A 12,192-nucleotide genomic window follows, 5' to 3' on the forward strand; every position below is an offset into this window, starting at 1 on the left:
CACATGATTCGGAGTTGCAGATGAAGATTGAAGCATTTCAAGGACTGGTGGTCTCTCGGGCGCTTTTCGATCAAGTCGACGTGCTTGTGTATGCGGACAACAAATACTCGTCGTCCGCGGCTCTGGTGATCCTACAAGATGCATTCKAACTGATACTTAAATGTGCGCTCATAGAGTTGGGGCATGATGAGAAAAAAAATATTGAAAATGCATCGTTCGACGAGCTCATCGCCGACTTGAAAAAGGCTGGCGTCGAAGTTCCTAAAACTGGAACCTTGAAGGCGATGAATAAGGAGCGAGTGAGCGTTAAACATTACGGACAGATTGCTGAACATGACACCGTGAAGAATTTCGTGTCGGCGACGATATTGGCGACTGAGAAAATCATGTCATCAGTATTTAAAACTGAGCTCTCTCAGGTTTTTCCAGGGGGCCAGCTAGTCAACGAGGAAATACGCGAGTTCATAGCAGAAGCGCTTAAGTATATTTCTGAAAAAGATGGATTCAATGCTTTGATTGCGATTCGGAAGGCAATATTCGTCGCTATCGAAGAAGATTATGACATTAGTGCATTTGCGGATCCAAAACAGGATCCAAATGATTGGAACATTTTGCTTAAGAGTCGCGGCAGCAGCGCGCCTTGGCACGCACGAAACTTTGGTTTTGTTGAAAAGAACGTTCGTGAACCTTTCGATTACATCCAATTGAACTACGAAAAGCTTCGAATGGACTTGATGGAGTGGGGAGTGAATACGCAGGACTTCTGGAATGTCTGGCGACTTACGCCGAGGGTCTACCGGAAAGAAGGCGAAAAATTTTTCCTCTATGAGACGCTGCGGACTGATGAGCCTGAACTGAATTTGCGCAACGCAAAATTTTGCTTAGACCGCGCGATTAGCATTCTGCAAAAAAAGCAGATGCATAGGCAGAATAGCCGCATGCTGCCTTATTCCGGTTACTTCGAGATTGAGGTCGGGACAGAAGCTGTGTGCTACGGAAAGGCCGATCAAAACTCGGAAAACGTCGGCAAGATTTTGGCCGGCTCGAAAGTGCAGTTTGAGAAATATTTGTTGGGATTCGACGGTGAGGCTTATGTAAAGCTCGCGCCCGACTTTAAGTCGAAGGACTTTATGCCGTCATACATTCTCGCAAGCGCAATAAAAAAAGCTTCGTGATGCATACAGCAAAAAAGATTTCATGAGGCGTTGGCGGCTTTAAGTTTCCATCTCGAAATCATTGCATTTATCTTAGGCTGCACGCGACGGCGGGCTTCGTCGCGATCCACACCGGCGAGAAGCATCTGGTCGTAGTCGGTCATCGAATGACGAAGCACATTCTGCATGGTGATGCCGACCGCTTTACCGATCGATGCGCCTTTCCAATCCTTCTTACAGATCTCGGCAATGAAGAACGCGACCGCGAAATCAGGGCAACCGGGATGCTTGCGGCGAAGATGCTTCTCGATTGTGTCGGGTGAGAATTTTGCCATTGAGATTTCCGAAATGAAAAAGGCCCACCGTGAAGCGGGCCTTGATCGCTCTTAGATGTCTTCACTCAAATTCTTGCGCAAATGGTCTGAGATTTCATTCAAAGCCATTCGCCGCTGTTTCGGCTTCCTCGCAATCACCTTCATAGCTTGGCTCTGGCCGGAGAGGTCGTGGTTGATGCTGCGGAGAGCCAAAGCATCTTCGGGCGTTGGATCTGCCGCGATTTCATCAAGCGTTCGACCACCTGCAAGCGACGAGTCGCCCACATCAAGAACGTTCCCGCTGGTCGTCTGAATCGGCAGCCGCTCAAAGCGTTCTTCCTCGTCATCAGTTTCCGCGAGACGGTGGAGCGTCATCCAGCGGAAATCGTCGCTCACCCGTCTCAGCAATCTCGCGTAGTTCTCAATATCCTGCACCATAGCGTCGAGACGTTCCAAAGGGCTTTCGCTTTCCGCAAGGCGATCAGCGAGGTCATTGGCGAACTCTTCCATTTGGTATTCCAAGCCAGGATCACGCAACCAGTCATCCGGTTTGTAAGTTGTTGAGAACTCGCCGAACATAGAGGCGTGCTCAACGACGTTCATATGCAAGAACTCGGCAAAAAGCTCCTTCTCACTGAGCGTTGCGGCGGGTGATGCGGGTGTGTTATTTTCCAAAACGGAACTCCTTATTTGAGAGATTGGGTGTTTCAATTCGCTGGCCGGACAGTTGGCGCTGTCCGGCAGCACTCTTCTGGGCGATCACTCGCCTTTGACCTTCCATTGCGGAAGCGTCCACCGAACCTGCTTTGAAAGCTGGTCGCGGTATTTCGTGAGCCTGACGATATCCGCCAAGGCCTGTTTCCGTGCCTCCGGGCCGCTGAGGTCTGCGGCCTCTAGTTCGGCGATCCGGGACTTGAACTGTTCAGATTTGTAGGTGTTGATCAGGCTGGCTAGTTCGACCGCAGCATCTAGCAGCACATCGACCGCACGTTCCGCGCAACCAATCGCGCCCCTATTCGGCCCTTCATTCCATTCTTCCCGCCAAAACGGGTCAGTATCCCCCTGTCCGGGGAATGAACCATGATTATCGAGACCGACAAGATCGAGATCGTGGGTGACGCGGTTATGCCAATTCTCACCCATCCACTCGTCAAAGGGCTTCGAAAAGAAAGCATCAGCTTTATAGGCTAATTGCTTCGCCCTTGCTTCGTCCCGTTCAAGCTGTTCGCGTTTACGTTCAAGCACCGACTTTGCCATATCCAGCTCCTTTTCGTGAATGTGAATACCAAATTCACGTTCACGATTTCAATAGCAAAGTTACGCGGCCTGCATAATTTCTTCGAGGCAATCGGCGGGGCGGGAATGCGCGGGCCAAATGCCGGTGACTTCGCCCATACGTGCGACCAGTTCGTCTCGCCCGCCGAGCAGCGGAATGACTTCGACAAGGCGATTGACGACTTCCTCATAAAGATCATCCGGCAGATAAATTTCATCCATGTCAGTCTGCATTTTCTGGTGTCCTAATGTTTGGATTAACGTGACTGGTATTTCTGATTTCACGCCAGATGTAAAGTCTGAAAATCATAAATATCTAATCATATCAAATAGTTAGTCAGTAAATATTGACTTACCGCCGGCCTTTCCGGGCAATCTTCTGCCGCGCCAAGCCCGCTTCATACTCCTCACGAGCGCCGGCACGAGTGGCATTGCACTGGTAAAAAACCTTGTCAGTGCCGAGCGCTTCAGCCGTCAGGGCGAAATCTTTGGCTATGTAGCTCGCCCACCCGGTAGCGCTCCAAAGCTTGCGGGTGTCGGCCTGCCGGCCAGCGCCGGAACCTTCGACCTTGCCGCCTGCACTTTTGAGGGCTTGGCGAAACACCTTCCATTCGCCGCGCTCAAGGGTGGCGATACCATGAGCGTGAAGACGGCCCGTTGGTGTCACCTCTAATGCAAGCGAGATCGGCACGGCGCGACCTAGAAGGCGTTTGGAAGCGCGGTTGATCGCATCGGCGAGCATCTTCGCCGGACGATCTGACTGCCTAAGCCTAGCCGCCTGTTTCGCTGTGAGGTTCAGCGTCCAGGCAACGGACTCACATTGGAAAGCATATTCGAGAACACGGCGCTGGCGGTCGTCCGATGGCAGGCGTTCCCAACCCTTGGTCTTCTTGTGGGCCGCGCGGGTCGCCTTGATGGAGTGCTTGGCGTTCCGGCCTCGGGGCTTGTGTGCTTCCTGATGAGCCTCATACTTCTGAAGCTCATTGGCTACGAGGGTGAGATGGTGAGGTCGAGAGGTGGTTAGGTGATTGTTTGCATATACTAGACCTTCATCCMCAAGAGCAGCGGAAACGCCTTGCGCTGTAGGGGTTTCAGCCTGATTTTCAGGTGCCGCAAATGTTGCAAAATCCACGTTTTCGCAGAAGGCCATCTAGCGGGCCTCGCAAAGAAAAAACGTATAAGATTCTTGACCTTCGCGTGCGCGATGGTAATATAGATCCATTCCAAACCTTCGAGGGTCCGGTCATCAGTCGAAAAGCTGACCGGCCCTTTTCTTTTGTGGGTAATGACCATTCTATCAAGGTTGGAATTACTGCTCAATACGGCTTGGTTGTCTAAGAATCATTTAAAGATGGTCGTTAGACAGCGATTCTATACTTAATTATGTTGACGACGCCGGTTGCGGATGCGAGAATCATATTGATCAAAAGCGGCGGCGCTGGGCCGCCGTAGTTGGTTGAGATTGATTGCGAGCGCCGGAAGCTAACTCCCTTCCGGCGTTTTGCGTTATCTGCCCTTGCCGGCAGACAAAAGATTTCCGGGCCGCATTTGCGTCTGCAATTCTCGAATCACAATGCCTCGCATGGTCGCTTCCATTTCGGCGCCAATCTGCTTAGCAAGGTCGGCGTTCTGCTCTGGCGATCCCGAGCTACCTGTCACTGTCACCGGTGCGGAAATGCTGATCTGCTGGACAGGCGCGCTATTGCTGTTTGCCGGCTGTAGATCCGGCCTGCGGAGTGCCGGTGCGTCACCAACGTAGCCGCCGTCTGCGAACCCGCCGCGAAGCGCGCCACGATGCATAGCCTCCAAATTACCGACGCCAATCCGTCGCGTGGCTTCCTTGCTCACGACGAATTCGCCACGATGCACGACGCCTGCGGGCTCATACTTTCCACCACGTCCGGTAAAGCCGCCTTCCGCAAAACCAAACAATCCGCCGAGCAGTGATCCGAACAGGCCGCCGAAACCAACGCCACCACCCTCTTTCTGCTTATCCGTCTTCGGCGCGGTGCCGAACAGATTGGCAAGAGGTCCTTCGCCCATGAGCAAGGCTTGCAGGCTGGCTTGAAGCAAGGTCTTGAGGAACTGTTGCAACGCCTCTTGCGCTGTCATGGTGCCATCAATGATGCCGGTAAGCGCGTCGGTCATGGATTGGCCGAAGAAATGGGCCGTCTCCTGCGCCTGCTCCTGCTTCTGCCGGAAGTCGTCAACGCTGGTTTCTGCCGCTGCCATGCCCTGTGCAAGACTGGCAATTTCCTGCTTCTGCTGTGGCGTGAGCGCAATTCCGGCGCGCTGGGCTTCATTGAGCATTTCTTGCTCGTAGCGCAGCGCTGCCGCCTGTCGCGCGGTCATGCCAAGTGCCTGCTGTTCGGTCCCCTGCTGGGCCGTATACTCGCGGGCGCCAGCGGTAATTTGACCATATGCATCGGCTTGTTTTTGCGCAGCCTGCGTTAATCGCTCGATTTCGTCGGCGGTTTGCTTCCCGCGCGCGTCGGCATCTTCGATATGCCAGTTCTCATTGGAAAGTGGGAAGGATAGGCCGAAATTGCCGGCGTTCGAGTGGACCCAATCACGGGCGCGGTCATTCGAATAGCCAAGGTCGGCAGCGTTCCCCTTGTTGTGCTGGCTATTGCCGGGACGCGCCACCCACTTGCGCGCTTCTTCCGGCGAGCCATACTTCTTTAGGGCTTCTAGCCAAAGCTGTTGCTGTCGGGCGATATCGCGGAAGCCGGAATTGACCGTGACCATACCCTTGAGATCGTCGGGCATGGAAGCAATCATCTTCGCCAGCTTCTCGCGAAACGCCGTTTGCATTCCGGTTAGGCTGTCCTTGCCCTTACCGTTCGCGAGGATCGCCGAAAGGTAGGTCGTCGGGTCGTCCGTCGCGCTCTTGAGATTGAGCGAGGAAAGCGCCTTGCCGCGCATCTCGTTAGCCAGGGCGATTTCGCGCTGGCCGCTCGCCTGCGAAATAGCCTTCTGATAGATCGCGTCAATCTTGCTCTTGGCATCGAGATCGGCGAGCGACTTCGCCAAATCCGGCACCTCTTCCTTCAGGGCGCGGATGGCGTCGGAATAGCTCTTGATGCCAGCGACGGCCTTTGCTGCGGCACTACCGCTGCCGGATAGGGCATTGTTGAGGTTGTTCACAGGAGGCGTTGCGCCCTTGGCATCCTCGCCGGCCTTGTAAACGAAATTCTCGCCATAGCCGTTGCGCCGGTCGAGGACGTCGCGAAGCTTCATGGCCTCGCCGGTCAACTCTTCGACAAGCTGCTTCTGGCGTTCGATGTTGAGATCAATAGTCGGATCGCCGGGAAACGCGCCCTTCTCTTCGTTGAGTTCAGCAAGGCGGGTCTTAGCCGTTTCGAGCTTCTGATAAGCGGACACAAGAGCAGTTTGCACATTGCGGGTCGTCTGCTCATCAATCTTATTAAAGCGGTTGAGGAAATCATCGGCGAGGAAGGCTAGGCTAAGAAAGGCCTCCTTCCAATAGGTGCCGAACGAGTTTGCAGCTTTCGACCATTCGCGGTCAAATTCGTCCGCGCGCTGGATAAGCTGCTCATCCATAATGATTCCGAGATCATTGGCTTGCTTGATCGTCGCGCGAATGCTGTCGGTGCCGCGATCGATAAGCTGCACGAACTTTTCGCCGCCCTGTCCACCGAACACCTCATCGAAAACGCGGATGCGGGCTGCGCTGTCGAGTTGCTGCATACGGTCAATGATATCCAGCAAGAGTTCTTTCGGATCTTGAAGCTTCCGGGCAAGCTCTTCGGCACTATAGCCCATGCGTCGGAATGATTCCGCGCCGCTGCCGCTGCCTGACTGGATCCATTCATCGGCGCGAAGGGAAAGCTCCTTCATGGCGTCTGTGAGTGCATCGATCGGGATGCGGTTTTGTTCGGCAACGAAACCGAGTTCCTGAAAGGATTTGGAGGAAAGGCCGGCCATTTTGGCGTTATCGCCGACTTCAGCAACACCCTTCGCGAGCTCGCCGACGCGTCCAATGATTTCGTCCAGGCCACCCACGGCAAGCCCGCCCGCGATACCGCCGAGCAAGCCCTTGCCGAAGCTGCCGAGCGTTCCAAGCGCGCCGTTCATGGCTTTCTCGATACCAGCGCCTGCGTTTTCCGCCTCCTTCTGGATCGCGCGGAAATTGGTGCGGCTCTTGCCCTTAGAGCGCTCAAGGTCGCGCTCATACTTGTTCAGACGGGCTTCAAAAGTCACCAAAAGGCGCTGTTCGTCACTCATGCTACTATTCCTTATGCTGCTTCAGCTTCATCGTGAAGCTGGTCGAATTCATCGGGGTCACGGTCGAAAATTGAGCGCTGGTTGTCGTTCGCCGCTGCCCGGAAAACGGAAAGCGCGGACGCGATAGCGCCGTCGATATGATTGCTGTGGCGGGTGCCCTTATGCATCGTGGTCAACTCGCCGGCATTGGTGGCGCGCTTCACGACGACGCTTTCGAAGTGATTGCGAAGGATCGGGTGCGCGCCGTGCCGGATACGGCGACCATTCACGATGCGCTCAAGGTCGCAAATCGGGCCGTGCATGTGCTTCGCAGTCTGCGGAAGCTGAAGCACTGTGATGCCGTGATCCATGAGCTTCGACATGAGCGGGCCGGCAAGCGAAGGGTCAAAGACGACTTCGCGCACGTCATAGGTGCCGCAAAGGTCGATAATTTTGTCGGCGATCACGTCCGGTTCGATCACCGGGCCATCGATCACGGTCAAAAGGCCATCATCGCGCCATCGGGGATAAGGAACCTGCTCAAGCTTGGCCTTGTCCTCCAAACCTTCGGACGGCAGGAAGAACCACGGGTGAACCGAAATCCGGCCATCGTCATGCCGGAAGGCGGCAACGATTGCAGTCAAGTCACCAGAGCGTGACAAATCCACGCCAAGCCAGCATCGAAGTCCCTCAAGGTCGGCGAGATCGAAATTCGGATCACGGCCCGCATCATAGACGGCCATATCAAAGAGCGGATCGCGGGAAGCGGCCTGCCAGATATTAAGGTTCAACTGCTGGAACTGGTAACGCGCGGGCGGGCTGTTTTCCGCTTCCTTTAGCTTGTTCCGCAAGCCGATAATGTTGGGGAAGCCATAGGGAAGACCGGGATTAGCCTTCGTCCACATCGCTTCGTCGCGCCAATCATCGCAGGATTCAAGCTGAAATAGGATTGGCAATACGGTCGGGTCGTCAATCTCGCCAGTCGCGACCTTATAAGCATAGTCATACTGTTCGAAGCCGAGATTATCCTGTCCACGGCCCGCCGTCGTGCAGATGATGGTGAGCGGGTCGGCCACCTTAGTCGTGCCTGAGTCCAGGGCTTCCCAGAGTTCGCGGGTCGGCCACTGGTGGATTTCGTCAACTAGGATGAAGTTCGGCGTGGTCCCGTGCTGCGCCTTCCCATCGCTGGAAATGGCCTTCAGGGTTGCGCCGTTCCGCCGGTTCAAAATCTGCTTCGCCGAATTAAAGGCGTCATTGATCTTCGTCGCGTCAACAAGCCGGCGATCCATACGGACGATGTTCGCGGCCTCGCGAAAGCCGATGCCAGCCTGTTCGCGATCACATGCCGCAAAGATCACCTGTCCGGCCGGGACAGCTTCAGGGCCGAGCAAGTGCAAGAGCGACCATGCGGCGGCATGGCTGGTCTTGCGATTGCCACGGCCGAGCATCAAGAACACCTTCTTCACGACGCGGGTGCCATCGGGATTGCGCGGCCCATAGATGCGCTGCGTCATCCGTTCGAAAGGCGTGTAAAGCTGGAAACCATGCTTCGGTGCAGTGCTGGCCGGGTGGCGCAAAGCCCGAAGAAAACGCACGGCACGGTCGCCGTGGCCGAGCGGATCATCAATCAAGCTGTTATCGAAAACCCATGCCGGAAAGGCGCTCTTGCTCATCAGCGCACCATGAGCGGGTTGTCGCTGTCGTCATCATCCGTCGCGGCGCTACCGACACGGGCGCGGCTGGTCGGCGACAAGCCATATTCGGCTGCAAGCTGCCGGGCCGTCTGCAAGGCGCGGTTCTGCATCCCAAACAGGACCTTATCCATCGGGGCGGCGCGACGGGCGTCCTCAACCTCACGGGCGAAGCCGCGCGCCATGCACAAATCTTCGATGCCTCCGAGATCGCCACGGGTGATGATACCGCGTTCGATCAGGCCGGGCATGATCCGCTTCCATTCGGCGCGCGCATAGGCGGAAAGCTGTTTTGGTGCTGCCGGTGCCTTCACCAGTGCGTTGCTGTCGCGTTCGATGGTCGGCTTCACACCGCGAAGGTGCGTCACTTCAGGGCCTCGCCGCGAAGTTCCAGCGCGTCACGCCTGCCGAGTTCCTTGATTTCCGTGAGGCCATAGGACGTGCCGTTACAATTCACGCGGTCGGCAGTCGTGATGCCAGGGCGATACCGGACACGAAAAATCACGGTGCCCGTCTCTGCTTCGCCGTAGCCGGTGAAGAATTCGCTCGCCGACTGCTGAAGGACTTCCGCCCACACCGTTGCAACTGAAGTCCACGACTTCACGACGCCACCGGACGGCTTCACCGTTTCCGATTCACGCTCGATAGTAATGCGGCGATCCATGTTTCCGATATTCAGCACGTCAGACGAACCACCGGATAAGAGCCTCGACGGACAAGACGCCATGACCATATGACGGGTCGGGATCGCGCGGGAACCGGGATGCGGTAACGCGGAAGTGGTCACAATAGCCGCCTTCGACCGCAACACTTCGCTTGTCGAGGGCTGCCATAGCCGCGCCAGCAATCTCCTTTGCCGCATCCGGTCCAGCGTCCAGCGTCCAAATATGAAGGTCGAGATAAACCCACGCGACGCGCTGGCTAGTGTAGTCGTGGCCGTGCAAAGAGGTGTTGCCGTCATTCATAATAACGCAAGGCGTTTTGTCGGGGCGGGTCGAGCCGGAACGGATATGATCAGCCGGAACAAGGTCGGTCACGGCTGGCGAGTCCACGAGCGCTGCGCGGATTGCGGTCTGTAGGGCGAGCGTCGGTTCAAACATTCTTTCCATTCCATGCATCTCGCACGGCCTTTCTGCCGGCGCGGTCAATTCGTTGCTGAAGACGTTTGCGGAGAAGTCGAAGGGCCGGCCAAAAGAACGGCTGGGCTTCCGTCGTGCTGGTGCCGTATTCGACAAGGTGCGCATAACGAACGTCGGTGTTACCGGCTGTCACGATGACTTCTGTTGCGCCGGCCACGCGAGAGCCGCCCGGTTGGCTATATGCCGGGGTGGCCTCGCCGGGACCGGTCACGGTGATGCTGTTCGCAAGGGCGTGCGTATCTTTCGGCGCAAGGTGCTTCTGTGCATCCGCAAGTTCGCTTGCCGATGCCTCTAGAGCCCTAGCGATCTGTTGACGTGGTGCCTTCTTCACGCGGTCAAACGCGCTCATGAGGCCGTCGAGGCCGTCGTTACTCGCCATCGGTGAACCACTTTTCGCGGTAGCTATCGAGGATCGAGGTCACGCCATGCGGCGCAAGTTGCATCGATAGGCCGAAAGTCGCGATGTTTCTGCACTCGAAATAGAAGGAAACGAGCCGCAAAATCGCGATTTTCACGTCTGCCGGAACGGGTTCGAGATCGGCAACAGGTTTGCCGATGTAGTTCCCGCACCACGTCTCTGCGGCCTCAAGATACAGGGAAATAAGCTCATCTTCGGCGGTTCCATCCACCTTCATGTGAGCCTTGGCGAGGTCGATCGTCACCGCGCTCATGCGTCGCTCCCCGAAAAAGTTATATTCGACGACTCTTGCGCGGTGCTCCCCGCGCCGGTCCCCTTTGAGGTCGGAAAGTCTTCGACCACCCCCCGCCCACGCCGGCTGTTGATTGTGGTGGCTTTTGCGGTAAGCGCGCGTTCGAGCGGCCAGCCGGCCGCGATCCGGGTCCGCAATGTTGCAGACTGGATACCGGTATGCCGTGCCCATTGGGCGATATTCATAGTGTGATTATCGAATGTGTAGAGGGCGCGCGGCTTGAGCTTCCTAAGCTTCGGAAGCCGTTGCTTTCGATGAAAAATGGGCAGCTGCTGACCGCTGTGCGTAACGGTCATAGGTGTCGTGATCGCGTCGGCTACTGTCTCGCCACGCTCAAGCCGCGCGATGATAATGGCGGGTGTAATGCCGTAGTCCAAAGCCCATTCGGTAATAGGCTGTTCAATGCTGGCGTGCGCGAGGATCGTCTTTGGTGTCATTAGAGCACCACGACATCAACCGGCTGATCATCATCCGGCATAAGGTAGACGTTAGCCTCATTGGAGGAGAGGCCCCACTGCTTCAAATCGATAACCTGCGGATCGTAGCCTTGCGACTTGAAGTAAGGTGCGTCCAGGTCGGGTTTGACTCTGATAGCGTGCCCATCAATAGTCTGCGTGGGTTCCCCTATCGTAAGCCGAATGGCTTTGGCGCTGGTAACTTGGATGCTATCGAAAACTATGGCGAGCGTCCACACGCCGGGTTCGAGGGTAATCTTTTCCATCATACTCATGGGATCGGCCTTTCAAGTCGCTGCTTCACGCAGTCGTGGCAGGGTTTGCAGAGGGGTTGCCAATTGGCGCGGTGCCAAAACAGGTTCTTGTCGCCACGGTGCGGAATGACGTGATCCACGACGGATGCGAGGCGGGTAACGCCTAGTTTGCTGCACTCACGGCAATGGGGGTGCATGGCAAGATATTCGAGGCGAGCTTTTCGCCATTCGTGATCATAGCCACGGGCGCGGGCGGAAGGTCGGCGAGCATCATGGCGACGGTTGCGCCCGCGCGTTTCCTGCCGGCGACATTCACAGATTTCTTTGTGTGGCACGATGCGGCCACATGAGCAGATGCGGGACGGCTTGCTCATCGGCCAGTCCTCAAAATGCTGCCTCTCAAGGCTTCGACGCCAGCTCGGTTAAATTCGGGGTCGCGGCCTTGGGCGACATCGCGCGCGGCTTGCTCGGGGTCGGGCGCGGCTCTTGTCCGCTTGTCTTCGCCAGCACCAAATCTGCCAATTAGAGCTTCGTCTATCTCGGTGGGTGTGGCATTCCATGTGGCCTCTGGCGTCCAGCCGAGCCCGCCAGTCGCGGCCCGATAGAGACCACGATAGAACTCAGACCATGGAATGCCGCTGCCGGTTGAGGGTTTGGCCTTCGGATCGGGTGCCGGCGTCAGCATTGAAACGAGTTGCGCGAGCGGCTGGCGAACGGCGATGAGGAACGGGAAAAGCGGCCTTCCCAAGATCGGGAGGAGGAAGGCCGCTGCATCCTCGCGCCGGGAACAAGCAGCAAGGATGATTTCGGAAATGATCGTAAGGTTGAGATCGTCCAGCGCCCGGAACAGCGATGGGAAGCCGTAACGGGCTTCAAGAGTCACAGCCGCCCGCAATGATGGGCGAAGCGTCACGGTGCTGCCACCGTGCGCAATCATCACCTGTTCATATGCGGGCCGCTGGTAGTTCATGGA

17 protein-coding genes are annotated in these 12,192 nt (G+C 56.3%); 1 reads left to right on the forward strand and 16 read right to left on the reverse strand.

Features of this window, described 5'->3' with window-relative positions; genetic code table 11:
- Positions 1-20 precede the first annotated feature (20 nt).
- Positions 21-1,175, forward strand: a complete 1,155-nt coding sequence (locus AC1D35_RS08175) for a hypothetical protein (RefSeq protein ID WP_477938484.1) — start codon at positions 21-23, stop codon at positions 1,173-1,175.
- Positions 1,176-1,195: 20 nt separating this feature from the next.
- Here the strand turns inward: AC1D35_RS08175 and AC1D35_RS08180 are convergent, their stop codons facing one another.
- The 16 genes from AC1D35_RS08180 to AC1D35_RS08255 all read right to left on the reverse strand — a co-directional run bounded on the left by AC1D35_RS08180 (position 1,196) and on the right by AC1D35_RS08255 (position 12,189).
- Positions 1,196-1,489 carry a DUF2293 domain-containing protein gene (locus tag AC1D35_RS08180; protein ID WP_477938485.1) on the reverse strand — a complete coding sequence of 98 codons (294 nt, stop codon included), beginning with the start codon at positions 1,487-1,489 and terminating at the stop codon, positions 1,196-1,198.
- A 51-nt stretch (positions 1,490-1,540) separates the two neighbouring features.
- The gene (locus AC1D35_RS08185) at positions 1,541-2,143 is read right to left on the reverse strand and encodes a hypothetical protein (protein ID WP_477938486.1); all 603 of its coding nucleotides are present in this window, start codon (positions 2,141-2,143) and stop codon (positions 1,541-1,543) included.
- Positions 2,144-2,227: 84 nt separating this feature from the next.
- Positions 2,228-2,725: a hypothetical protein gene (locus tag AC1D35_RS08190; protein WP_477938487.1), complete on the reverse strand. Its 498-nt coding sequence runs from the start codon at positions 2,723-2,725 to the stop codon at positions 2,228-2,230.
- Positions 2,726-2,785: 60 nt separating this feature from the next.
- Complete coding sequence (locus AC1D35_RS08195) at positions 2,786-2,965, reverse strand: hypothetical protein (protein WP_477938488.1); 180 nt, start codon at positions 2,963-2,965, stop codon at positions 2,786-2,788.
- Positions 2,966-3,095: 130 nt separating this feature from the next.
- Positions 3,096-3,893 (reverse strand): hypothetical protein, encoded by a 798-nt coding sequence (locus tag AC1D35_RS08200; protein WP_477938489.1) that lies wholly within the window; start codon positions 3,891-3,893, stop codon positions 3,096-3,098.
- Positions 3,894-4,249: 356 nt separating this feature from the next.
- Positions 4,250-6,991, reverse strand: a complete 2,742-nt coding sequence (locus AC1D35_RS08205) for a D-alanyl-D-alanine carboxypeptidase family protein (RefSeq protein WP_477938490.1) — start codon at positions 6,989-6,991, stop codon at positions 4,250-4,252.
- A gap of 11 nt (positions 6,992-7,002) precedes the next feature.
- Complete coding sequence (locus tag AC1D35_RS08210) at positions 7,003-8,643, reverse strand: terminase large subunit (RefSeq protein ID WP_477938491.1); 1,641 nt, start codon at positions 8,641-8,643, stop codon at positions 7,003-7,005.
- Positions 8,643-9,029, reverse strand: coding sequence for a P27 family phage terminase small subunit (locus tag AC1D35_RS08215; RefSeq protein WP_477938492.1), 387 nt, complete (start codon positions 9,027-9,029; stop codon positions 8,643-8,645). The genes AC1D35_RS08210 and AC1D35_RS08215 overlap by 1 nt, the downstream gene beginning before the upstream one ends.
- Positions 9,026-9,343: a phage head closure protein gene (locus AC1D35_RS08220; RefSeq protein WP_477938493.1), complete on the reverse strand. Its 318-nt coding sequence runs from the start codon at positions 9,341-9,343 to the stop codon at positions 9,026-9,028. The genes AC1D35_RS08215 and AC1D35_RS08220 overlap by 4 nt, the downstream gene beginning before the upstream one ends.
- A gap of 1 nt (position 9,344) precedes the next feature.
- Positions 9,345-9,761 (reverse strand): DUF3168 domain-containing protein, encoded by a 417-nt coding sequence (locus AC1D35_RS08225; protein ID WP_477938494.1) that lies wholly within the window; start codon positions 9,759-9,761, stop codon positions 9,345-9,347.
- Positions 9,754-10,179 carry an HK97-gp10 family putative phage morphogenesis protein gene (locus tag AC1D35_RS08230; protein WP_477938495.1) on the reverse strand — a complete coding sequence of 142 codons (426 nt, stop codon included), beginning with the start codon at positions 10,177-10,179 and terminating at the stop codon, positions 9,754-9,756. Before AC1D35_RS08230 ends, AC1D35_RS08225 begins: the two co-directional genes overlap by 8 nt.
- Positions 10,169-10,471: a head-tail connector protein gene (locus tag AC1D35_RS08235; protein WP_477938496.1), complete on the reverse strand. Its 303-nt coding sequence runs from the start codon at positions 10,469-10,471 to the stop codon at positions 10,169-10,171. Before AC1D35_RS08235 ends, AC1D35_RS08230 begins: the two co-directional genes overlap by 11 nt.
- Entirely contained in the window at positions 10,468-10,947 is a 480-nt protein-coding gene (locus AC1D35_RS08240; protein WP_477938497.1) for a hypothetical protein, read from the reverse strand. Before AC1D35_RS08240 ends, AC1D35_RS08235 begins: the two co-directional genes overlap by 4 nt.
- The gene (locus AC1D35_RS08245) at positions 10,947-11,240 is read right to left on the reverse strand and encodes a hypothetical protein (protein ID WP_477938498.1); all 294 of its coding nucleotides are present in this window, start codon (positions 11,238-11,240) and stop codon (positions 10,947-10,949) included. The genes AC1D35_RS08240 and AC1D35_RS08245 overlap by 1 nt, the downstream gene beginning before the upstream one ends.
- On the reverse strand, positions 11,237-11,593 hold the full coding sequence (locus AC1D35_RS08250; RefSeq protein ID WP_477938499.1) for an HNH endonuclease: 357 nt from the start codon (positions 11,591-11,593) through the stop codon (positions 11,237-11,239). The genes AC1D35_RS08245 and AC1D35_RS08250 overlap by 4 nt, the downstream gene beginning before the upstream one ends.
- Positions 11,590-12,189 carry a phage tail assembly chaperone gene (locus tag AC1D35_RS08255; protein WP_477938500.1) on the reverse strand — a complete coding sequence of 200 codons (600 nt, stop codon included), beginning with the start codon at positions 12,187-12,189 and terminating at the stop codon, positions 11,590-11,592. Before AC1D35_RS08255 ends, AC1D35_RS08250 begins: the two co-directional genes overlap by 4 nt.
- Positions 12,190-12,192 lie beyond the last annotated feature (3 nt).

This window comes from Rhizobium sp. P1_E6, assembly GCF_056405875.1.

Bases quoted from the DNA above. Each gene is read 5' to 3' on its own strand.
- AC1D35_RS08190 (WP_477938487.1), bottom strand. From the start codon at position 2,725: ATGGCAAAGTCGGTGCTTGAACGTAAACGCGAACAGCTTGAACGGGAC.
- AC1D35_RS08195 (WP_477938488.1), bottom strand. From the start codon at position 2,965: ATGGATGAAATTTATCTGCCGGATGATCTTTATGAGGAAGTCGTCAAT.
- AC1D35_RS08205 (WP_477938490.1), bottom strand. From the start codon at position 6,991: ATGAGTGACGAACAGCGCCTTTTGGTGACTTTTGAAGCCCGTCTGAAC.
- AC1D35_RS08250 (WP_477938499.1), bottom strand. From the start codon at position 11,593: ATGAGCAAGCCGTCCCGCATCTGCTCATGTGGCCGCATCGTGCCACAC.
- AC1D35_RS08225 (WP_477938494.1), bottom strand. From the start codon at position 9,761: ATGTTTGAACCGACGCTCGCCCTACAGACCGCAATCCGCGCAGCGCTC.
- AC1D35_RS08210 (WP_477938491.1), bottom strand. From the start codon at position 8,643: ATGAGCAAGAGCGCCTTTCCGGCATGGGTTTTCGATAACAGCTTGATT.
- AC1D35_RS08235 (WP_477938496.1), bottom strand. From the start codon at position 10,471: ATGAGCGCGGTGACGATCGACCTCGCCAAGGCTCACATGAAGGTGGAT.
- AC1D35_RS08245 (WP_477938498.1), bottom strand. From the start codon at position 11,240: ATGAGTATGATGGAAAAGATTACCCTCGAACCCGGCGTGTGGACGCTC.
- AC1D35_RS08230 (WP_477938495.1), bottom strand. From the start codon at position 10,179: ATGGCGAGTAACGACGGCCTCGACGGCCTCATGAGCGCGTTTGACCGC.
- AC1D35_RS08180 (WP_477938485.1), bottom strand. From the start codon at position 1,489: ATGGCAAAATTCTCACCCGACACAATCGAGAAGCATCTTCGCCGCAAG.
- AC1D35_RS08255 (WP_477938500.1), bottom strand. From the start codon at position 12,189: ATGAACTACCAGCGGCCCGCATATGAACAGGTGATGATTGCGCACGGT.
- AC1D35_RS08240 (WP_477938497.1), bottom strand. From the start codon at position 10,947: ATGACACCAAAGACGATCCTCGCGCACGCCAGCATTGAACAGCCTATT.